The organism is Holdemania sp. 1001095H_141210_F2, from assembly GCF_015558105.1.
Taxonomy (GTDB): Bacteria; Bacillota_I; Bacilli_A; order Erysipelotrichales; family Erysipelotrichaceae; genus Holdemania.
In genome coordinates, this window is record NZ_JADNPO010000029.1 from 1 (window position 1) to 22,509 (window position 22,509).

Here is a 22,509-nt window from a genome sequence, read left to right on the forward strand (position 1 = left end):
TTTAAACAAGCTTATGAATTTGAATAGGAAGAATGGCATTTTCTTTTACGAACTAGATTGTTCCAAAAAGTGCCAAGCCATTTCTTCTCTATGAGCTTCTCAACTTAGGTTGGCCCACAAAAGAAAAGAAGCTAAGAATATTATATCCTAACTTCTGATACCCTTGATGAGATACTAAGATTAACTGAACATCACTTGCATGATTTCTTCTCAATTTCAATATTTTATACTCATCTAATCTAATTCTATTTCGAGTAGGATACTTTATTCCTACTTCTATAATACGAAAAAGTGCCGCAAACTCCACCAAAAGTAACCGGCACTTATCTGTCCACCACTTCTCAAATAAGAGATAGTGTCTGACGGGTATCGCTTTCTCAAGCGTCCCTACACTTATAGTATATGCCATTCTTGAGTTATTTCAAGAACTTTTTATATCATTGGCGATGTTACAATTTCTTTCATGAAATGTCTGTCAAATAAACTTAAGATAAAAGTCCGATATCTATTCCAAAGTGAGTTTAACGAAGAAAAAATATGAATTTAACTTTTAAACACGCTCTGGGTAAAAAAGGAAATGTTGATCAACAAGAAAAAGAAATTCATGCAATCTGAATGTGGATTAGCGCTTAATACTTTGCTTAATCGCTGGTCATCCAATCTTCGTTTATCTTTCGTTGTTTCTTCAATTAAGCCTGTCCCTTTTGATGATTCAAAAAGGACGCTATTCGAACTCATTGAAAATACGGTATAATGAGGATAAATTTCAGGAGGAAATCCATGGTACATTTAGCGAGAGGTTCAGTCCGGATGATCTGTCTGGACTTAGATGGCACACTGTTTACGCCCCGCAAAGAGATCAGTGAGCGCAGCCGGAAAGCCATTAAGGGATGTCTGGATTCGGGGATGGAAGTCGTGCTGGTGACCGGGCGACCCTATTTGTTCGCAAAAGGGGTGGCGGCGTCAATCGATCCGCGCGTAGATGCGATCGGTTATGTCGGCAATTACCGCAGCATTCAAGGCGTGGCGCAGGGAACCCCGATTTCACAGGAAACGGCCTTGGAGATTCTGCGGCTGCTTCAGCGTGAGCATGTGTGGATGCAGGCGAAAACGTTTCATCATGTCTATGGGAATTCGCTGAATTTAATTCGTCCCGATTATCAGAAGGTTACGCGGCATAATCCGCCTGGGGAACAAATTGTAGTCTGTTCCTGGACGCAGCCGCTGCGGCAGATCCAGAGGTCGAAAGAGCCGGTATATAAAATCATCGCGCTGGGCGGATTTAAGATTAAAAAGCTTAACCGTCTGCTTGCGCCGATCCCGGATATTAAAGTTTACAGTTACGCGAAAACCAATTTGGAGATTACTTCAAATCAAAATGATAAAGGCACGGCGATCCGGGCGGCAGCGGCTCAGCTGGGAATTCCGTTGGAACAGGTGCTCGGTGTCGGTGACAGTCTGAATGATATTGAAATGTTTAATGTCTGCGGCATCAAAGCGGCAATGGGCAACGCGTCTTCCGCGTTGAAAGCCCAGGCGGATCTGATCGCGGACACCAACGCTCAGGAAGGTGTTGCCAAGCTGTTGGAATCGTTGCTTTAAGATTGGTTTTCCTGACGGAATAATAAAAAAGGAAAAAAGGGAGGAATGAGGATGAAGTTTTCACAATTAGCGGCCCAGCGGTATTCCGTCCGCCGTTTCGACAGCCGGCCGGTTGAGCAGGCCGTCTTAGATCAAATTTTGGAAACAGGCCGGTTAGCGCCAACCGCGAAAAACCTGCAGCCGCAGCGGATTTACGTCGTCCGCAGCGAAGTCCTGTTAGCGAAGCTCAGAGCGATCACGGCAATGACCTTTGACGCACCGCAGGTACTGATCATTTGCGCGGATCAGAGCGAAGCCTGGGTTAATCCGTTCAACGGCCGCAGTTCAGCGGAAATGGACGCGTCAATCGTTGCCGCACACATGATGCTGCAGATGCAGGAGCTGGGAATTGGCAGCACCTGGGTTTGTTGGTTCGACACGGAAAAGGTAAAGCAGACGCTGGCCCTGCCGGAAAGCGTTGAGCCGTATTGCCTGCTTCCCTTTGGCTATCCCGGCGCCGACTGCCGGCCATCCCGCCAACATGAGCAGCGCAAGCCGCTGGATCAGACAGTGCGGTATCTCTGACGGATTGTGTCCGCTTGCTTTCATTTTCGCCGCATTCATTTTGTTAGAAGACATTCAAAGCATTTCTTTGGATGTTTTTTTATCTTTGGGATAAAAGTTGATCTTTTTTATGGGTCTATTGTTGTAAACCTGACGTCATGCTATAATACAATCAAGAAAAGCAATGGATAGGATTTATAAAATTGAAGTGGGAGAATATGTATGAAATTCAGAGAATTACGAAGGTTTGTCTTTGGCTTTTGTTTGCTTGCCGGCTTCATGAGCTTGACTGGTTGTCACGCCGATCCGGCGAAAGGTTCGAATGAAAAATGGCTGAGTCAGGTGGATACGCAGGCGGTCATCGTCGGGGAAAATTATTACATGCCGGACTTTGATCAGAACCAGATTATGATCTGGAATTTTTCAGATCAGTCGCTGAGGCAATGGGATTTCTTTGAAGACGCTCAGATGCCGTCAGGGAAGATCCGGCGGATCACTTCGCCAGACGCCCGCCGGCTGGCCATTTGGACACAAAACGAAGAAGAGACTGCCGGCAGTTATGGGAAAAATCCAATGACCGTAAATCTCTGGAATCTGAAAGAGATGCGGTTGGAAAAAAAGATCATTGCGACTGAATCAGGACAGATGCAGGGGCAGGATCTATATTGGATTCAGGAGAATCAGCTGTGGCATCAGTCTGTGGATGAGGATTCGGCGGAAATGATCACCGATCTCAGCGCGGAAGTACAAGACGCGGACAGGATGTCGGTAGAAGCTATTCTTGAACATACCGTAATTGTCTCTGCGGATTATTCTATTGAGAAGTCTACGCGGACTTACTTTAAAATTGACCGGGGAGATAAAACATCAAGTTCCTTTGTAGTGGAGCCGGGAGAGTGGGGTGAATATTATTCCGTCGCCTATTTGATCGGTGCGGATGAAGAAAAACTCTATTTTCAAATCTACGGATCAATGAAAAACTATTACTTCTCAACGGATCATGATGGCAAAAACGCGGAGCTGATCCAGAGTACAAATGAAGGAACGCTCCTCCGCCCCCGTCCGGCGTTATCGCAGAAGGGGTTTTACACGATCGTCACCAATCGTGAAATCGGTAATTTTGATGAACCGCGGCAATGCCAGATCATCCGTCAGAATGGTTATGATAGGGAAAGTGTCGCTGCGCTGAAATGTCTGGAAGAACTACGCTGCACGCCAGTGGGCGGTTGGTTAAAAATTCAGGGATATTCCGGCGACGGCGTAAATCATGTTTTTCTTGTCCAGCCGCAAACCGGTAAAATGTTCACCGTCGTTGAGGCTAAAAACGAATACTATCAAAGTCGGGAAGACGCGGCGATGGAGGGGATCGGCCAGCCGGTTACGTTTGCCAGCGAAGTGCGGGAGGCCCGGGGCTCATCCAAGGATCCCGGCGCATCGTTAACTTGTCTTGGATATGCTTTGGAAGTGGATGGGAAAGCGATCATGATCAGCGCCAATGGAAAACAGCTCCAGCAGCTGAATCCGGAAACAGGTTTGATTGAAGACCGCTATGTTTTATCGCGGTCACGTTATCCGGAAGGAAGAATCGTCCAGCTGCAGCACAACGGCGGACGGTTGTTTATGGATATATCCTGGCGGAAAGAAGAATTCCTGACATCAACAACGCTGGTTTTGAATTCCGCCACCTTTGAAGTGACGGCGGAACTGAACGATGTCAGCAACTATACCGTAAATCAGGATCAGATGATTCTCGTGCAAAGGTCCGACTGGAGCGCACCGGAAGAATACGGACGGCTCAATCTGGTTACGCAAAAGAAAGAAAAATTGTTTGACAGCACGCTGTTGAATCCGGAGGGATATTATAGCTTTTACGTAAGCAGTCTGGCTTATGATGAAAAGGAGAATTGCCTGTGGCTGACCGCAGGTTCCCCTAACGAAAGTGATTTGTATCAATATTCTCTTGATGATCAGACACTGCGGCTGCGGGCAAGGCCGGATCAGCTGAATACCTGGAATGAACAAAGCTTTATGCTTTTTCCGATTGCCGACTCTCAATTTGTACTGGGATTGTGGCAGGCTGAGGATATGGTTGGCGATAATTTTGATATCTATGAATTTGATGGAAGTCATGCGGAGTTGATCGCGAAGGATCTGCCGTTAGGAGGAGATTTTGTTTTAACGGAAAACGGCGCGTTCACCGCGGAATATTCGCAATGGGATTGGAGCCAGCCGTTTCAGGATATGAATTCAGCGACATATCGGGAATATTCGACAATCTATTACCGCAGCGGCGAGGAAAAGGAAGAACTATTGCAGCTGGACAGCTCCTCCATTCAGATGGCTTATCTTCCTGCTTCGCGGAAACTTTGGTTACGGGCGCAGGAAGAGTCGATAAAATATCCGCAGGAATCGTGGATTACCTATCTTTTTGATTTGGATTCCGGGGAATTGCGGAAAGTGAACGAGGAAAGCTTTAATATTTATGAGTAGGCAGAAAAGAATGAGATACATTCTTCGAAGTTTTGAGTTAAAAGAATAAAAAATCAGGGATCGTGCGTGCTGGCTCATCTTGGAAAGCGGAAGCTTTCGCAAGGAAAATATTTTCAGCTCAGCTAAAATACGCTATAATCTTTACCAGAGAGCGAAAAGAGGTGATCGCGATGCTTAGTTTTGAAAAGGTGTTGGAAGCCATTCCCGAGCGGGTGCGGATGCGGCTGGTTCCGGTCACCTTTGAACCGGGCGAGACAATCATCGAAAAAGGCGCGCCGGTGACCTGCGGCTACATCTTTACCGAAGGGGTACTCGACGTCCAGAGCATAAACACGCGCGGGATCGCCTACACCTATGTCACCAATTATGAAGCCCGCTTTGTCGGTCTGATGGAAATTTATTCTGATCATCACCGTTACTGCTGTTCGTTGAAAGTCGATGAGCGCTGCCGCGGCTACCGCATCACCAGGGAAGATTTGTTCATCCTGCTGTCCGATTGCAGCCCGTTTAAAGAATATCTGATCTGTTACTGGGCGAATCAATTTTATGATTCAGCGATCAATGAATCCCGCTATCCGACCAATTCGATGAACATTAAGCTGATCGACTATCTGCTGCGGCTGTGCGACGCGCTGAAACCCAGCGGCGACGTGATCCGGATCAAGATCAAGCGGGAAGAACTGGCGGCCTTTATGGGCTGTTCCCGCCGGACGGTTTACCGGCTTCTGAGCCAGTTCAAGAACGAAGGTCTGATCGGTAAGGAAGGCAACACGCTGACGATCACGCTTGAACAGCGGAAAAAGTTACAAAAGAAACGCGAAGAATAAGAAAAACCTTCCTGCAGGGGAATTTGAATGAGAAGATTGGATCTCAGACAATCAAAGCGGGAAGGTTTTAATTTATTCTGTTACTACTTATTTTTCAATAAGCGAGGCGGCTGCGTGAATGCCGGCCAGACGTCCGGAGGTAAAGGCAAAGCCCTGATCGACGCCGCCATAAGTGACGTAAGGCTTCTTTTCAGAATACAGTACGCCGGATGCATCCAGCCCGGCCGCGTATAAGCCGCTCATCACGGAACCATCCGTCTTCAGAACCTCAAGGTTTGTGTTAACGTCCAGCGCCGCGCAGGTACTGTATGGATAATTGGCCATTTTGATTGCATAGAAGGGTCCTTCCCCCGCTAACGGATCCAGGTTTTCGGCATTCTTGCCAAATTCCTCATCGACGCCGGCGGCACAGGCGGCATTGTATTTTTCCACGGTCTGTTTCAAGGTTTCAGGCTCCATCCCCAACTGAACTGCCAAATCTTCCACGGTGTCCGCTTTGTAGGCAAAGCCGGCGGTGACCGCTGCCTCCATGACTTCATGAGCGTTTGGAATCGGCGTACCATCCGGAGCCCAGCCGTTAGCGCCCAGATTGACGGTTGTCATATAGGCCGGAGCCGTGCGCAAACCACGTTTCTCAACGGCGCTGATCTGCGTGTCGCTGTAAAGCGAATAGAAGTTCGGGCCAGAAACCCAGGCGTTGAAGCCAAGCTGCTTTTCATTGGTGAAGCGCTCACCCTGCATGTTGACGGCCAGGGAATCCGGCGCGACGCCCAGATAATGCGGCAGATCGCCTTCTGTCCATTTTGTCGGCTTCATCGTCTGCATACACAGTTTGTCTTCCAAGGTGTGATATTCAAAATTGCTCAGAAAGCCAGCCGCACCGATGATGTGCACAGCCGGGCACATTCCGATATTGTAGGTCGCAGCGCCTTCCGCAATCGAGGATTCGATCATCTTACCGTCGTTTTGCTTCATGCCGACCATATCCCAGCTGCCGGAAAGCGGATAAACCGTGTTCGATAAATATTTCTGGGTCATCGCGGAATTGGATAAGAAGCCTCCGGTTCCCAGAATGACTTTCCTGGCGTGAATCAGAATTTCCTGACCGTTGGCGGTATTGCGCGCTTTCACGCCGGTAACCTGGCCGTTTTCCACAATCAGATCATAAGCTTCCGTTTCCAACATGATTTTGCCGCCCATTTTCGTGAATTCCGCCATACAGTTGTCATAGAACTGAATGTTGTGCTGCCGTCTGACGGTCATGCCGTCCTTGCTTGGCGCATAAGAGAACAATACGATATTGGAATCGCCTTCGGTTAACCCTGTCTGCGGTTTTTCCAGTTCCAGCCCGTAATCTTCAACTAACCAGTCGATTGTGTCGCCGGAATGATCGAGCAGTAATTCGATCATTTCCGGCTTTGCATCGCCTTCGACATACGTCAGCCAGTCCGTTAACAGCGCGTCGCGGTCAGTGAAGTCCTTTCCGTCATTGTACTTGTCCGCCAGACCCGGCGGATTCACCGCGAAGACGCCTGAGCACAAAGAGGAAGCTCCGCCATATCGGCCAGCCTTGTCAATGGCCAGTACGCTGACGTTCTCAGGATTTTCCGCTGCCATGGTTTCCGCAGCGCTCAAGGCGGCGGTAGTGCCGGCTGCCCCCAGTCCGACAACCAGAATATCCGTCGTTAATTCCTCCGCCGCCGGCGCTTCATCCGGAATGGTTTCAAAGGCGGAAATGGCCGCAGCGTCGGTGCCGGCCGCTTCCAAAGCCTGAACGATGGCCTTTTTCGCGGCGCTTTTAATCGCGTTGCTGGAAACCGTCGCGCCGCAGATTGCTTCGACGGCAACGGATTGATGTTCAACCATTCGCTGCGGAAGCAGATTGGCCGCGCTTTGGAAAATCCCGACCGTGTCCGCGGAATCCGGATTGACCTGGACTGCAAGCAGCTGTGTTTCATCCACGGTAACGCTGACCTCGATATCCCAGGCGGAACGGAAACCCGGAGCCGAGGCCGTATAGGTTCCAGCTTTCATCTTGACGTCGGGTTTTGCCGTTTCGACTCCGTTTAACGTATTCCACGCCTGACGGGCTGCGCTGAGGACGGCTTCGCTGGTAAGGGTCGCACCGCTGACGGCTTCCACGTCAATGGATTGACTCTCTTTCATCGCTTTCTGTAAAGTCAGGATGGCCTGACCGCCAACCGCTTCAGTTTCTTTGTCTCCCTGGATCACGACGTCGGCGAGCGTGCCGTTTTCAGTGGTCAGTGTGACGGAAACTTCGCCGCCGAATCCCTGAGCGGCCGCGGTTCTCGATCGAGTTCCGGTTTCGCCGCCCGGTGTTTTCGAACAGCCGGAAAGCAACAAGGCGCCAATCAGAAGCAGTATGTTGAATCGTAGAACTTGCTTTTTCATTATTTTCCCTCCGTTTGATAATAATTTATCATAGCCTGCGATGATGTGGAGAGGAGCGTTCGTTTGCATTGGGTGCAACAAAAGTTACATTCCTGTGTTACAATAAGCGAAAGGGGTGGGATAATGGATGTGATCCAATTACATTATTTCCGGACGATTGTGGAGCAGGGAAGCCTGAATAAGGCCGCGGAAGCACTCTATATATCAAGACAAGGATTAACGAAAATTATCCGGAAAATGGAACAGGAGCTGGGTGCGCAGCTGTTTGACGTCACGGGTACCGGCGCTGTCCCGACGCGATTCGCGGAAGCCTTGTATGAACGTTCGGAAGACTATATCCAATTTCATCAGGATTTTTTAAGTGAAGTCCACAAACTGAAGCAGAAACGGACAAACGAACTGGTCATCGGCTTACAATCCGGATTTTCGGAAGGTTTTGGCAAAGATTTTCTGGCGAATTTCATCATTCAAAATCAGGATCTGGCGATTCGCGTTCGTTCGGTTACGAAGCAGCGGCTGGCGGAAGCCATGGAACAAAAGGAGATCCCGGTCTGGATCGCAACGGGAAATTACAACGAAGCGGTTTTCCATTCTTTGCATACCAGGAAAAACAAGCTGTTTCTGCTTGCCGCGAAAGATCATCCGCTGACGCGGCAGGACGAAGTCCGGCTCGCGGACCTGAATCCTTATCCCTTGATCGGCCTGAGTCACGACATCGGCCAGGCGGGGAAGACCAATGCTGAAATCAGTAAAAACCGGCTGAAAGCTCCCGATTATTATCTGAATTCATCCGATCGGGATTTGATTATGAGATTAGTTCAGAGCGGACTTGCCGTCAGTTTTAACGCTGGCTGGCAATACACGGAATACCCGGGGATCGTCGCGCTGCCCTTAGCGGATATGCATGTAGAAGTACAGCTCCATGTGCTGCTTCGCAATGATGTGGCGGTGAACTCATCCATTCAGCGGCTGATCGACTACATAGAGAATTTCAGCGGTTAAAGACGGACCCTGCAGCCCTGTGAATTTGCGGATAAACAGGAAATACAGGAGGCCGCGCTGGATCAGCGAAGCAACAACGTTGCATTTCAGACGCTGCCGTGTAAGAATAAAACTGATCTTTAAAACTCTCAAACAAGTAAAAAACAGGGTTTTGCGGACTGTTCTTTCAGGGATCGAAGCCGCGATCGAAGTGGATCAACTCAAAGCGCAGAAAACGCTTACAGAAGAAACGCGAAGATTCATATGAAATATAGTAAAAGTGACATTTGTCACTTTTTTTGTAGGCTTTTCCATGATATAAAACTACTGTATTTGTAAGCGTTATGCTTACCAGGAGGGAAAAGATGAAAAAGTTAGGACTTCTCTGTACCGCTGCACTGCTGACTTTATCGCTGGCAGCCTGCTCAGGCAACGGCGGCAAACAAGGCGGCACAGACAACAACGGAGGCACAGCCAATAACGGCAATAAGCAGGTGAAAGTGGCGATCGTTCTGTCCACCGGGGGACTGGGCGATAAGAACTTCAACGACATGTCCTATGATGGCTTGTCTCAGGCCAAAGAAGATTTCGGAATTGATTTCCAGTATGTTGAACCGGAATCAGCCAGTGATTTTGAAGCAGGTTACCGCCAGTTTGCGGATGCCGGCGTCTATGATTTAATCATCGGTCTGGCAACCGATCAGAACGATGCTCTGACGGCGGTGCAGGCGGATTATCCGGATCAGAAATTCTCGATCATCGACTCGTCTCTGGAACTGCCGAACGTCAGCGCTGTTTCCACAAAGTGGCAGGAACAGACATTCCTGTGCGGCGTTTACGCCGGCTTAGGCACGCTGTCTGAAATGCCGAAAGCCAATGCGGACAACGTTGTCGGCGTTATCCTGGGCATGGACAATCCGAATCTGCGGTCTGGCGTCGTTGGTTTTGAAGCGGGTGTAAAATATGTCAATCCGGAATGTGAAGTTCTGACGGCGACGGTCGGCAGCTTCAACGATTCTGACAAAGGTAAAAATATCGCAATGTCGATGTATAACAAGGGCGCAGATTTCATCCAGCACATTGCCGGAGCTTCCGGACTGGGTGTCTTCAATGCTGCGAAAGAAGCTGACCGCTATGCATTCGGCGTCGGCGGAAACCAGAATGCGATCGAACCGGATTATATCCCGGCGACCTCGATCCGCAACGTCAACGAAATGGTCTACAACGAAGTCAAGGCTTTAGTTGAAGGCACATGGACCGAAGGCGTCAAGATCAGCGGCTTAAAGGAAGAAGCGGTCGGTTATTCCAATGAATTCTCCAACGTTGAAGTTCCTGAAGACATCGCGGCGGCGATTGCGGATATCAAAGCCAAGATTCAAAGCGGCGAGCTGGTCATCTGCGAAACAGAAGATGAACTGGACAGCTGGGTATCTTCCAATCAGTATACAAAATAAGCTGAAAACAAGTTGATTTTGTAAAAAGAAAAAGGAGGAAACAATGAACAGTGTAGAAATGATTGATATTGTTAAGCAATATCCATTAGTGCGAGCTGTTGATCATGTTTCCTTTTCTTTAGGTCAGGGAGAGATTCATTCCCTGCTGGGAGAAAATGGAGCCGGCAAATCAACGCTGATGAAAATCCTCTACGGTATGACGATGCCGGATGAGGGTGAAATCCGCGTAGACGGCAAGCCGGTCAAGATCAAGAGCCCAAAAGACGCGATCCGGCTGGGGATCGGCATGGTGCATCAGCACTTCATGCTTTCCCCGGTCATGAGCGTTACTGAAAATATCATCGTCAATCACGAGCCGCGCAAAGGCTGGCTGATCGACGAGAAGAAGGCCGAGCAGGAGATTCAAGCCCTGATCGACCGCTTTCACTTCAATATCAATGCCAAAGCGAAGGTTCAGGAATTATCCGTCGGCGAGCAGCAGCGCGTCGAGATCCTCAAGGCGATCTACCGCGGCGCCAACATTCTAATCCTGGACGAACCGACGGCCGTGCTCACGCCGCAGGAAGTCGAAGAACTGTTCGTCATCATGCGGAATCTGAAAAAGGATAACAAGTCGATCATTATCATCACGCATAAGCTGAAGGAAACACTGGCGATTGCCGACCGGATTTCCGTTCTGCGCGATGGGAAGATGGTTGAATCCGGATTGCCGCTTGAGCATGTCACGACCAGCGATCTGGCAAAAATGATGGTCGGCCGCGATGTTGAACTGAATGTGCGCCGGGAAAATACGAACATGGGCGAGGAGTTTTTCCAGATTCAGGATTTAAAGCTGAGCGAGCGCGGCGTGCAGGTGCTTAAAGGCATCTCGCTGTCAATCCGCAAGGGCGAAATCCTGGGGGTCGCCGGAATCGAAGGCAACGGCCAGACCGAACTGATCGAAGTTTTGACCGGTCTGCGCAAAGCCGATTCCGGGACGATTACGATGGGAACGAAAGCGATCCATGGAGATGCCCATACCTTCTTAAAGCATAAGATCGGACACATTCCGGAAGACCGCCTGAGCCGCGGTTTAGTCGCGGAAATGTCGATTGAGGACAATCTGATTTTAGGCTATCATGACGAACCGCAGTTTCTCAAACAGGGACTGCTTCAGAAAAAAGCTATCCAGAGCTACGCCGAGGAAGCGGTCGGCGAATACATGATCAAAACGCCGAACGCGCGCGAATTTGTTTCCTCGCTCTCCGGCGGAAACCAGCAGAAGGTGGTCATCGCCCGGGTGTTCAAGCAGAACCCGGACGTGCTGATCGTCGCCCAGCCGACCCGCGGAGTCGATGTCGGCGCGATGGAGTATATCCATCATCAGCTGCTGCGCTTGCGCGATGAAGGTAAAGCAATTTTGTTAATTTCAGCGGATCTCGACGAAGTCCGCTCGCTGTCCGACCGGATCGCCGTGATTTACGACGGCCGGATCGTCAGCGTTCAGCAGGCCGAGGATACCGACGAGCTGTCGCTGGGCCTGTTGATGACCGGAGGAAAGGAGGAACACCATGAGCAAGCTGTCTAACCGGCTGATGAAAACCAGTCCGATCGTGATCTCGCTGGTGTCCTTCGTTCTGGCGATTCTGGTCAGCTGCGTGATCATGCTGCTGTGCGGTTATGATCCGATCTTCGCCTATTCCGTGATCATTGAAGGTTCGCTTGGGTCTGTGCGTTCCTTCACTAACACCCTGATCCAGGCGACGCCGCTGATTTTTACCGGTCTGGCGTTTATGGTCGGCAAGAAAGCCACGCTGATCAACCTCGGCGTCGAAGGGCAGATGGTGACCGGTGCGATGGTTGCCGCTTTAGTCGGCATGACGCCGCTGCCGCTGCCGGGCATTCTGCATCTTGTACTGGCCTTGTTGAGCGGTGTGATCGGCGGTGGTCTGGCCGGTGCGCTGATCGGCTTTCTGAAAGTCCGTTTTGGCTCCAACGAAGTCATTACGACGACGATGACCAATTTCATCATCGTGAATTTCTGCGATTATTTAGTCAATTATCCATTAAAAGCTGAGGGCGCGGTCGCGCAGACCGAGAAAATCGTCGACGGCGCGCTGTTAGGCAAACTGATTCCCGGTTATCAGCTGACCTGGGCGATTGTGATCGCGGTGCTCGCGGCTCTGATCGTCAAGTTTGTATTGGAAAAGACTCGCTTTGGTTATGAAATCCGGGCGGTCGGCTTGAACATGAAGGCTGCGGAAACGGCCGGCATCAAGGTCGGCGGCGTCATGATGAAAGCGATGCTGTTCAGCGGTGCGTTGGCCGGTCTGTGCGGCGCGGTGCATGTGACCAGCGTCGGCAAGCGGTTTATCAGCGGTTTTTCACCGGGATATGGCTTCAGCGGGATCTCCGTCGCAGCGCTGGCCAGCGATTCACCGTTAGGTATCATTTTGGCAGGCATCATTTTCGGCGCCTTAAAAACCGGTGCGATGTATCTGAATATGATGAGCCAGATTCCGACGGAGTTTGTCAGCGTCATTCAGGCGTTAGTCGTTATCTTTGTTTCCGCGCCGCTTCTGATCCGGGCCTTGATCGGCGCGGACCGCAAACCAAAGAAGGGAGGACGCAGCTATGCTGAATAATATCACAGGCATTCTGAGCACGATGTTCTCCATGTCCATTCCGCTGATTCTGGCGGCGCTGGGCGGCGTGTATTCCGTGCGCAGCGGCATCATGGCGCTGGGCCTTGAAAGTATGATTCTGACCGGCGCGTTTACGGCTGCCGTCGGTTCGTTCTATTCCGGCAACGCCTGGATCGGTCTGTTGTGCGGGATCTTGGGCGGCATGATCTTCGGATTGTGCCACGGCCTTCTGTGCATCCGCTATAAGGTCAATCAGGTCATCAGCGGTATCGGCCTGAACCTGTTAGCCACGGCGGCGTCCACGCTGCTGATGCAGATTATCTGGGGCAACAAGGGCAATTCCGAAGCCGTCGCTTCCGTCAACACCAAGCTGACGTTCTTAAAGGACGTGCCGGTGCTCGGCGATATTTTCAGCCGCCAGTCAGTGCTGCTGATCTTCACGATTCTCGTCTGTGTCGCCAGCTGGTTCATCTTATTTAAAACGCCGTTTGGTCTGCGCTTGCGGATGGTCGGTGAAAATCCGAAGGCTGCCAGCAGTATGGGCATTCCCGTCCGGCGGATGAAGTATATCGGCGTGTTGGTCTGCGGTGCGCTGGCCGGCCTGGCCGGGGCGTATTTGTCGATCGACAGCCTGAATATGTTCGTGCGCGATATGTCCGCCAGCCGCGGCTACATCGCGATCGCGATCGCGATCCTGTCGCGCTACAATCCGCTGAACGTTCTGTTGTGCGGTTCATTGTTCGCGCTGTGCGATGCGGTTCAGATTTATGTTCAGGGCTACGGCATTCCGTCGCAGCTGGTCCAAATGATCCCGTACATCGTCACCCTGCTGGTTCTGGCGTTTGGCGTCAAGAACATTCAGCCGCCTGCCGGTGTTGGTAAATATGAAGACGAATAAAGGAGGAACTATGGAACATTTCAAGAGTACGTCCGTTGAAATCACGGATATCTGGCAGAGCAGCTGCCAGTACCCGGACGTCACGGTCAACAGTAAGAACGAAGTCTTTGCGGTCTGGGAAAAATATCTCGATCACACCGAGGTTATCCAGTTCGCGCAGATGATTGATCATCATCCGCACAATGAAGTTCAGATCTCCGGCAGCGGCCTGGCACTGCGGCCAAGCATGCACACGTTCAACGACCGCGTGATCACCGCCTGGTCGGAATTTGAGAATGGCGTGTGGAAGCTGTGCGTCCGCGAATATCAGGACGGCGTGTTCGGCGCGATCCAGGTGATCGACGAGGGCGAAGCACTGTTCTATCCTTCCGTTAAAGACGACGGAATCCATCCGGTCGTCGTATACAACCGTCAGGGCGTCGGCTTCAGCGATACGATCGTTGCCACGCTGGGCGAAACGGTGACGCTGGAAAAGGTCAACACCGCGGTGAAGACGTATCGTCCATGCTTCGATCATGACGGCAAAGGTCATTGCTTTGTCGCTTATGATCTGTATAACGGCGTGAACTATGACGTCGTCGTGCGCGCCAAGATCGACGGGCAGTGGAGCGAGGAAGTCAAGCTGAATCAGACGGCGATTTACAGCACGCATCCGGTCATGACCCGGGTCGGCCAGAAGGTCACGATCGCCTGGTATGAAAACGGCAAGCACTGTTATTTCAGCAACAACGTAATCGACGTGGAAGTAAAAGACGGCCAAGTTGTCACGTCCCATTACGCGGTACTGACGGAAAACCGCAACTGGTACAACAACATCGACATCACAGCGAACGCTCAGGGCTATACGGTGGTCACCTACACCTGGGGCAAATACAACGCGATTGTGCGCGTGCGTGATTTAGAAGGCGTCTGGTCGGAACCGGTCGTCATCACCTACAACGACAGCCAGTGCGCCGTGCGTCCGCATATTGCGCTGGATGAAAGCAATGTTCTGCATTATATCTGGCAGTTCGGCAACAAAAACGGCCACATGCACCGTTACGCGTCGATCGTCTACAACGAAGTCGCGCTGGACGTTTTGCCGCAGTTCTATGATTTAGAGATTGAAAAGAAGATCGATCAGTTCGTGCAGCCGATCCCGGCGGAAAAAGCGCTGGACAGCCGCAGCGCGGAAGAAGTCGCGGCCTGGCTGAAGAAGAACGGTTATGAGAACCTGATGCTGACCTTCGGCGATATCCACGGCCAGTCCAATCTGTCCGACGCGCTGGGCGAGATTGATCAATATTATCACTACGCGATCAAGGACGCCAACATGGATTTCTGCGCGCTGACCGACCACGACGATTATCCGGATATCGCGACGGATTCCGAATGGGAATGGAACCGCACGACGCGCAATCTGTTCAATGGGGAAAAGAACTTCGCCGTGCTGTTGGCCTATGAATGGACGTCCAACGAATACAAGCATGATTTCGGGCACAAGAACGTCTACTACCCGTCCAGCACCGGCGGCCTGTACCGCAGCACCGATCCGGAAGGCAACAACCCGACGGTGCTGTTCGCGAGCATCAAGAAGGACGGCGGCCAGTGCATTCCGCATCATCCGGCAGCCAACTGGGGTCTGGTATCCGCGGCGACGGACTGGGATTACCATGATCCGGAAGTCCAGCGCGTCGTTGAAATCTTCTCGCGCCACGCCGACTATGAGAAATTTGAAAACCAGTCGAAGTACACGAAGAATATCATGAAATTTGAACGCCACTGCGCTCAGGACGCGCTGGCTCGTGGCTATCACCTGGGCTTTATCGCAGGTTCTGACTCGCACCAGATGGAGCATGGCGTCGAAGGCGGAATCTTGGGCGCCTTCGTTCCGACGCTGACCAGTGAAAACGTCTGGAACGCGATCTACAACCGCTTCACTTACGGCACCAGCGGCGCCCGGATTCTGGCCTCGCTGAAGATCGGCAGTCACCACATGGGTGAAGAAATCATGATTCCGGCCGGGGAAGCGGTGAAGCTGGACGTCAGCGTGCTGGCGGTCAACGAGATTCGCAAAGTGCAGATCATCAAGAACAACGAAGTTCTCGTTGAGAAGGAAAACTGCGGTCAGGCAGTGGACTTCACCTTGGAAGACAGCGAACGCGGCGAAGAAGATTTCTACTATCTGCGCGTCGAGCAGATCGACGATCACTGCGCATGGTGTTCGCCGATCTGGGTTACCCGCGGTTAAATTGCGGTTTCGTTTTACGCTGAATAACAAGCTGGATTTAGAGCGATCACAGATAAAATACGAAACAAACCAAAAACGAGCAGTTCGGTTCAGTCAACCGTCCTGCTCTTTTTATTTACGTTGAAAAAGAAAAAAGAAGAGAAAAGTTTCTCCCAAGGAAGAAACTTTCTCATCTTTATTTTGATTTTCAGTTTATAGGTTTATTTGCAATCGAAGCCCTGGTCCTTCATATCCTGAACAACCTTGTCAAAGCTCATGTCCGTGTTGGAGAAATCAAATCCCAGATTCTTTAACGTATCCGGATCCGCTTCCTTCAGGTTCATTTCAATCGTAGCGATGATCGTGTCTTCGATTTCAACCTTGGTTGTGACGCCCTTCATGTCTTCCGTGATGCCGGACTGGGTAAGGATGGCGTCGATCATCTGTGTTTTTTCTTCTTCCGTGATCGTTGTAAAGTCAATGTCGCCGAACATTGATTTATCGTAGATCATCTTTAAAGAAAGAACGGTAATATCGTTGTTTTCAGCCGTCAGATCATAGGTAGCCGTCATTAAGCCTTCCTGCGTATAGCTGCAGGAAGCCGTCTCGGTCTTCGTTTTTGGTGCGCTGGAACAGCCTGCGATCAGTAAGCAGGCGAGAAGGGGCGTAATAATCTTTTTCATTTTTCCTCCATGAAGCGGAATTCCGCAATCTTACAGTTTCCCCACCGATCGCTTGCCTTTGGCAAGTCCCTGAATCAGATCGGCGCGGACTACTGCTTCCTGTATTATAAACGATAAATAGAAATTTTTGTATTCCAAAATAGAAATCCGTACATGTTCAGCGAATGAATGAAGTTTTCATTAATGGATTTCAATAAAAAACAAGAATCATCGGTCCGCCAGCTTACTCGAGCTCAGGCAGCGCCGCAAAGTGATATGTTAAACGCATAAAGGGGAATCACTATGGGAAACGCAGAAAAACAGACCAGGCAAAAAATTATGACGATCGCCAGGGAACACTTTTCCCGTTACGGGTATGCCGGAACCAATCTGGAGGCGATCGGTAAGGAAGCCGGAATGACCCGTGGTCCGCTTTATTATTACGTTAAAAAGGCATTGGTTTCCGCCAGCACCAAAATTTATAGAACCGAATCTTTTTGCCGAAGATCAAAAAATGAAAACAGAAACGAAAACGGTGCAGACCGCAGCGGGATAATCCCTGCCGGTCCGCCGCTTTTTATTACCAGTTGAGTTTCCGGCTGATGAATTGTAATTTGCAGAAATCAACCGCGGGCGGCGGGTTTCTTAATCGCCGCGGATAAAAGAAACCCAATCCCGACAAAAAACAGAATCCCATAGAGTCAGGCTGCAGGCATGCCTGTTTGCGGATCGTTGATTTCAGTTTAAGCGCTGAGCGGTTAAAGTTTCGGGTTAAACAAGGGCAGACCTCAGGCCAATGACCGTAGGGGCTCAGGGCTTGTCTGTGGAAATTTCAACTTCGTTAAGAATATGAATTCAGTTGAAGCGGCAAGGCAGGGAAGAGGCTGGATCAGAAAGGATATTAAGAAGCATGCGCAGGAGAAACGCCCTCAAACAAAAACCCGCTGGCATGCGCCGACGGGTTGAACGCTGATTTATGGAAGAAGTCAGCACGCTTTCAGCCTGGCGTACAGTTCGTCGTCCAGACAAGCGCTGCCGGCTTTGGCGTTAGCCTTAGCCTGATCCGGCGATTTCGCCCCGGGAATGACAACCGGGCTAACCGGATGAGAAAGGATATAGCGCAGGCTGGTCTGAACCAGATTCTCTTTGCCCGCCACTTCGCGCACACGGTCCAGCCGGTCCATTTTCTGAAGATAGACTTCCCGTGCGCTGCCGCCTTCATTAAACGGCATGCGGATGGTATCGGTGAAATGCGTATCACGGGTATAGTGCCCGGATAAAATCCCCTGCGCCAGCGGTCCGCGCACGAGCACGCCGATGTTGTTTTCCAGACAGTAGTCCAGCATTCCGTTAGTTTCCGGCGTCTTGTTGATCAGCGAATAATCCAGCTCGACGACCTCGCAGCTGCCGCGCCGGTTGAATTCCTTCAGCACGTCCAGATGATCGGTCGATATGCCGTAATGACGCACCAGTCCCCGTCGTTTTAGCTCCTCAAACCCTTCCAGCCATGGCTCGACTTCCGCCGGTTGTAAATCGTTGAGATGACACAGCGCAATGTCGAGATAGTCTGTCCGCAGGCGAAACAGCGAGGCGTGGCAGGCTTCGATCACGATATCGGCGCAGGTGAACTGCATCGCGCCGCCGAAGCGCTTCGCCCAGTTGCCGAATTTTGAGATCAGAACGACGTTTTCGCGGATTCCCTCCAATGCCCGGCCGAGCCGTTCTTCTGAACAACCGCCGGGTATGCCGTAAGCATCGGCGGTATCAAAGACCGTAATCCCGCTTGCATAGGCGGCCTGAATCGTTTCGTAAACCTGTTGATCATCCAGTGCGCCCCATTGATTGCCAATGTTCCAGGTTCCCATTCCCACGGCGGAAACCTCCATCCCGGTTTTTCCAAATTTTCTTTTCAGCATGCTAAACCTCCTGATTTTTCCTTATTATACCATATCCACTGCCGCCTTCTTTGATATATGCCCGATGATCGTTTTCTGCGGCAAGGGTCTTCAGCTCTTTTACGAGCGAGCGTTATTTGTGAAAGTCGATCATTTCGGATTTGTCCGTCAAAATATTCGAGGGTTCGCCGATTGCTGCCGCTAAAATAAAGCAAGCAGAGAAAAAATCAGAATTTCTTGCAGAAAGTCGCGAAGAAGTGTTGACAAAGAAGCTTGGCAGACTATAATAATAAGTGCTAGCACTGATAAGATAAGAGTGCTAAAATGAGCGATAAGGAGGAATTACGATGATCAGACCATGTAATGATTTTGTGCTCTTAGAGAAAGAAAAGGCAGAAGAGAAAACCGCCAGCGGGATTATCCTGACTGACAAAAACACAGAAAAACCAACCGTAGGCAAGGTTCTGGCAGTCAATAACGGTCATGAGGTCGACGGCAAGCATGTCGAATGCTGCGTCAAAGTCAACGACCGCGTCATTTACGAAAAGTATGGCGGAACTGAAGTCAAGATCGACGGACAGGAATATTTATTAGTTCCGGAATCCAAGATCATGGCGGTTATTGAATAACAACAAACATTTAAAGGAGGAATGAGAATATGGCAAAGGAAGTCCGTTTTTCTAAAGATGCCCGGGTCGCAATGATGAAGGGTGTCGATACACTGGCCGATGCGGTCAAGATTACGCTGGGTCCGAAAGGCCGCAACGTCGTTCTGGAAAGAAGCTATGGTTCACCGTTAATCACCAATGACGGCGTGACGATCGCCAAGGAAATTGAATGCGAAGACAAGATTGAAAATATGGGCGCGAAGCTGGTTCTGGAAGTCGCTTCCAAGACCAATGATACGGCCGGCGACGGCACCACGACAGCGACGCTGCTGGCGCAGTCGATGATCCACAAAGGCATGAGCAGTGTGGAAAAAGGCACGAATCCGGTGCTGATGAGAGTCGGCATGGAAAAAGCGGCGAAGTTCATTGCGGACAAGCTGCTGGAACAGACGCATAAGGTTGAAACAAACCAGGATATCGCTCAGGTTGCCGCAATTTCTTCCGGTTCTCAGGAAGTCGGTGAAATCATTGCGCAGGCGATGGAAAAAGTCGGGCGCGAAGGCGTCATCACTGTTGACGAGTCCAATGGTTTTGAAACTGAACTGGAAACAGTCGAAGGCTTACAGTATGACAAGGGCTTCATCAGCCCATACATGGTATCCAACCGCGAAAAGAACGAAGCGGTGCTGGAAAATCCGTATATTCTGGTTACCGATCAGAAGATCAACACGATTCAGGAAGTCCTGCCATTATTGGAAAAGATCGTCCAGACCAACAAGCCGCTGCTGATCATTGCTGACGATATTGATCAGGAAGTCGTTGCGACGCTGGTTCTGAACAAGCTGCGCGGCACGTTCAATGTTGTCTGCACGAAGGCGCCAAGCTTCGGAGACAATCAGAAGGCAATGCTGGAAGATATCGCGATCGTCACCGGTGCGAAGTATTTTGCCAAGGATCTGGCGATGGAACTGAAAGACGGCGAAATCGAAGATCTCGGACATGCGAACCGCGTCGTTGTTAAGAAAGATGACACAACGATCGTCGGCGGTTCAGGCAACAAGGAAAGACTGAACGAGCGGATCGCAGAACTGAAGCAGCAGATCGAAAATACGACGCAGGAATACGACAAGAAGCGTCTGAACGAACGGCTGGCGAAGCTGACAACAGGCGTTGCGATCGTGAAGGTCGGCGCTGCGACAGAAAGCGAAATGAAGGAAAAGAAACTGCGGATCGAAGACGCTTTGAATGCGACGAAGGCGGCTGTTGTCGAAGGGATCGTCATCGGCGGCGGCGCAGCTCTGGCTTCGATCTATCGCGAATACCGCGACGAGCTGAAGGGCGAAACTCCGGATGAACAGAAGGGCATCAGCGCTGTCTTTGAAGCAATTCTGAAGCCGCTGTATCAGATTGCGGAAAACGCCGGCTATGACGGCGATCAGATCACTTCCCGTCAGCTGACAGAAGGCAAGAATATCGGCTTCGACGCCAAGAAGGGCGAATGGGTCGATATGTTTGAAGCCGGTATCGTAGATCCGACCAAGGTTACCCGCAACGCGCTGCTGAACGCGGCATCCATCTCGGCGCTGTTCATCACAACTGAAGCGGCGGTCGCTGAATTGCCGGAAAAGAATGCTCCGGCGGCGCCAGCCATGCCGGATGGCGGCATGTACTAAGCCATAACTGAATTCATCAACGATCATAACTCTGTGTTTCACGCAGACAGCACAATCCCCCGGTGCTGTCTGTTTTTTCTTTTTCCCAACTGATTTATTCGCTTTCAACCTTGCTGAAAGCGTTTTCCGAAAGGGCGCTTCATGGTATAATAGGAAATACAATCAAGGGGAGGACAAATCACAATGACAGGGGGAAGTGGACAGCTGGCTTTAGATCGGGTGGAAGCCGGCGAGAGTCTGGAAATATCAAAGAAACAAACGGCGCTGCCGCCGGGATTGACGCGCGGCCTGTTGATGAAGGATGTGCTTCGAATCGCGGGCCCGTCGTTTGTCGAACTGACGCTGACACAGCTGACGTCGATGGCGGATTTGATGATGGTCGGACAGCTGGGGGCATGGGCGATCACGGCGGTCGGCTTGACGACGCAGCCGAAATTTCTAATGATGACAATGTTCATGGCGATGAACGTCGGGGCGACAGCGTTAGTTGCCCGCTATAAAGGTGCGGACCAGCCGGCGAAGGCGAATGAAGCGGTGCGGCAGGCACTCATGCTGACGCTGGTGATGTCCCTTACGGCTTCCATCGTCGGCTTTCTCTTTTCGGAAACGATGGTCCGGTTTATGGGGGCCACGGATGAACTGAGCTTGATCAATGGTACGGTTTACTTACAAATACAAATGGCCGGCTTTGTGCTGATGGCGCTGACCACGACGATCACGGCGGTGCTGCGCGGGGTCGGCGATTCCAAGACGGCGATGAAATACAACGTCGCAGCCAATGTGATCAATATCATTCTGAACTGGCTTCTGATCTACGGCCATCTCGGCTTCCCCAAAATGGGCGTGGCCGGAGCCTCGTTAGCGACGGTGATCGGCCAGACGGCGGCGTTCTTCATGGCGGGCTGGGCGCTGATGAAAAAAGGCGGATATCTTGAATTCCACTGGCGAAAGAAGTTTCATCTTGACCGGGAAATTCTCGGCAATATCTTTGCGATCGGTCTGCCGGCGATGGTCGAGCAGCTGTTTATGCGCTTCGGCGTGATCCTGTATTCCAAGACTGTCGCTTCCTTAGGCACGGTCGCGTTTGCGACACATAATGTCTGCATGAACATTCAATCGCTGTCGTTTATGATCGGTCAGGGCTTCGCGGTATCCTCGACGTCGCTGGTCGGCCAGTCGTTGGGAAAAAAGCGGACTGATATGGCGCATCATTACGGCAAGGTCAGTCAACAGATCGGGATCGGCTTCTCGCTGGTGCTGGCGTTTGTTTTCTTTGTGATCGGCGGCCCGATCGTCTCTCTTTACAGCAGCGAACCGGAAGTCATCGAACAGGGCACGCGGATTCTGATGTTTCTGGCGCTGATCCAGCCGTTTCAGGCGACGCAGTTTATTCTGGCCGGCGTCCTGCGCGGAGCCGGGGATACGAAAACCACCGCCGTGGTCATCTTTGTCACGACGCTGATCGTGCGCCCGCTGTTGGCGATGCTGACGGTATACGAGCTGCATTGGGGTCTGTATGGCGCCTGGATCGCGCTGGTTGCGGATCAGCTGCTGCGCACGCTTTTGATCTGGATGCGCTACCGCGGCGGCCAATGGCAGCTGATGAAGCTGAAGGGCGAAGCGGCATAAAC

At 51.0% G+C, this 22,509-nt stretch carries 17 protein-coding genes; 14 read left to right on the top strand and 3 right to left on the bottom strand.

Annotation, left to right across the window (positions count from 1 at the left end):
- Nucleotides 1-780: 780 nt before the first annotated feature.
- The 4 genes from I2G61_RS13470 (at nucleotide 781) to I2G61_RS13485 (ending at nucleotide 5,462) form a co-directional block, all read left to right on the top strand.
- Nucleotides 781-1,602 carry a Cof-type HAD-IIB family hydrolase gene (locus tag I2G61_RS13470; RefSeq protein ID WP_195397774.1) on the top strand — a complete coding sequence of 274 codons (822 nt, stop codon included), beginning with the start codon at nucleotides 781-783 and terminating at the stop codon, nucleotides 1,600-1,602.
- A gap of 51 nt (nucleotides 1,603-1,653) precedes the next feature.
- On the top strand, nucleotides 1,654-2,166 hold the full coding sequence (locus tag I2G61_RS13475; protein WP_195397775.1) for a nitroreductase family protein: 513 nt from the start codon (nucleotides 1,654-1,656) through the stop codon (nucleotides 2,164-2,166).
- 201 nt (nucleotides 2,167-2,367) lie between these two features.
- Complete coding sequence (locus I2G61_RS13480) at nucleotides 2,368-4,635, top strand: hypothetical protein (RefSeq protein ID WP_072685552.1); 2,268 nt, start codon at nucleotides 2,368-2,370, stop codon at nucleotides 4,633-4,635.
- A 170-nt stretch (nucleotides 4,636-4,805) separates the two neighbouring features.
- Nucleotides 4,806-5,462: a Crp/Fnr family transcriptional regulator gene (locus I2G61_RS13485; RefSeq protein WP_072685554.1), complete on the top strand. Its 657-nt coding sequence runs from the start codon at nucleotides 4,806-4,808 to the stop codon at nucleotides 5,460-5,462.
- A gap of 87 nt (nucleotides 5,463-5,549) precedes the next feature.
- Here I2G61_RS13485 and I2G61_RS13490 read toward each other — a convergent pair whose 3' ends face one another.
- Nucleotides 5,550-7,874 carry an FAD-binding protein gene (locus I2G61_RS13490; protein WP_072685556.1) on the bottom strand — a complete coding sequence of 775 codons (2,325 nt, stop codon included), beginning with the start codon at nucleotides 7,872-7,874 and terminating at the stop codon, nucleotides 5,550-5,552.
- A 123-nt stretch (nucleotides 7,875-7,997) separates the two neighbouring features.
- Here I2G61_RS13490 and I2G61_RS13495 point away from each other — a divergent pair, with 123 nt between their 5' ends.
- The 6 genes from I2G61_RS13495 (at nucleotide 7,998) to I2G61_RS13520 (ending at nucleotide 16,061) form a co-directional block, all read left to right on the top strand.
- Complete coding sequence (locus I2G61_RS13495; RefSeq protein ID WP_072685558.1) at nucleotides 7,998-8,876, top strand: LysR family transcriptional regulator; 879 nt, start codon at nucleotides 7,998-8,000, stop codon at nucleotides 8,874-8,876.
- Nucleotides 8,877-9,220: 344 nt separating this feature from the next.
- Nucleotides 9,221-10,309 (top strand): BMP family ABC transporter substrate-binding protein, encoded by a 1,089-nt coding sequence (locus I2G61_RS13500; protein WP_229056942.1) that lies wholly within the window; start codon nucleotides 9,221-9,223, stop codon nucleotides 10,307-10,309.
- Between the two features lie 43 nt (nucleotides 10,310-10,352).
- Nucleotides 10,353-11,876 carry an ABC transporter ATP-binding protein gene (locus I2G61_RS13505; protein WP_195397777.1) on the top strand — a complete coding sequence of 508 codons (1,524 nt, stop codon included), beginning with the start codon at nucleotides 10,353-10,355 and terminating at the stop codon, nucleotides 11,874-11,876.
- Nucleotides 11,860-12,933 carry an ABC transporter permease gene (locus I2G61_RS13510; protein WP_083538655.1) on the top strand — a complete coding sequence of 358 codons (1,074 nt, stop codon included), beginning with the start codon at nucleotides 11,860-11,862 and terminating at the stop codon, nucleotides 12,931-12,933. Before I2G61_RS13505 ends, I2G61_RS13510 begins: the two co-directional genes overlap by 17 nt.
- The gene (locus I2G61_RS13515) at nucleotides 12,923-13,831 is read left to right on the top strand and encodes an ABC transporter permease (protein WP_072686130.1); all 909 of its coding nucleotides are present in this window, start codon (nucleotides 12,923-12,925) and stop codon (nucleotides 13,829-13,831) included. Before I2G61_RS13510 ends, I2G61_RS13515 begins: the two co-directional genes overlap by 11 nt.
- 10 nt (nucleotides 13,832-13,841) lie before the next feature.
- A complete protein-coding gene (locus tag I2G61_RS13520; RefSeq protein ID WP_072685563.1) occupies nucleotides 13,842-16,061 on the top strand; it encodes a CehA/McbA family metallohydrolase in 2,220 nt (739 codons plus the stop codon).
- A 200-nt stretch (nucleotides 16,062-16,261) separates the two neighbouring features.
- Here the strand turns inward: I2G61_RS13520 and I2G61_RS13525 are convergent, their stop codons facing one another.
- Nucleotides 16,262-16,723, bottom strand: a complete 462-nt coding sequence (locus I2G61_RS13525; protein ID WP_072685565.1) for a DUF1307 domain-containing protein — start codon at nucleotides 16,721-16,723, stop codon at nucleotides 16,262-16,264.
- Nucleotides 16,724-17,005: 282 nt separating this feature from the next.
- Between I2G61_RS13525 and I2G61_RS13530 the strand changes: the two genes are divergently transcribed.
- On the top strand, nucleotides 17,006-17,293 hold the full coding sequence (locus I2G61_RS13530; protein ID WP_072685567.1) for a TetR/AcrR family transcriptional regulator: 288 nt from the start codon (nucleotides 17,006-17,008) through the stop codon (nucleotides 17,291-17,293).
- A gap of 395 nt (nucleotides 17,294-17,688) precedes the next feature.
- Here I2G61_RS13530 and I2G61_RS13535 read toward each other — a convergent pair whose 3' ends face one another.
- Nucleotides 17,689-18,618 carry an aldo/keto reductase gene (locus I2G61_RS13535; RefSeq protein ID WP_072685569.1) on the bottom strand — a complete coding sequence of 310 codons (930 nt, stop codon included), beginning with the start codon at nucleotides 18,616-18,618 and terminating at the stop codon, nucleotides 17,689-17,691.
- A 326-nt stretch (nucleotides 18,619-18,944) separates the two neighbouring features.
- Here I2G61_RS13535 and groES point away from each other — a divergent pair, with 326 nt between their 5' ends.
- The 3 genes from groES to I2G61_RS13550 all read left to right on the top strand — a co-directional run bounded on the left by groES (nucleotide 18,945) and on the right by I2G61_RS13550 (nucleotide 22,507).
- On the top strand, nucleotides 18,945-19,226 hold the full coding sequence (gene groES, locus I2G61_RS13540) for a co-chaperone GroES (protein WP_006057763.1): 282 nt from the start codon (nucleotides 18,945-18,947) through the stop codon (nucleotides 19,224-19,226).
- Between the two features lie 29 nt (nucleotides 19,227-19,255).
- Nucleotides 19,256-20,878 carry a chaperonin GroEL gene (groL, locus tag I2G61_RS13545; protein ID WP_072685571.1) on the top strand — a complete coding sequence of 541 codons (1,623 nt, stop codon included), beginning with the start codon at nucleotides 19,256-19,258 and terminating at the stop codon, nucleotides 20,876-20,878.
- Nucleotides 20,879-21,061: 183 nt separating this feature from the next.
- On the top strand, nucleotides 21,062-22,507 hold the full coding sequence (locus tag I2G61_RS13550) for an MATE family efflux transporter (RefSeq protein ID WP_195548342.1): 1,446 nt from the start codon (nucleotides 21,062-21,064) through the stop codon (nucleotides 22,505-22,507).
- The last annotated feature ends 2 nt before the right edge of the window (nucleotides 22,508-22,509 follow it).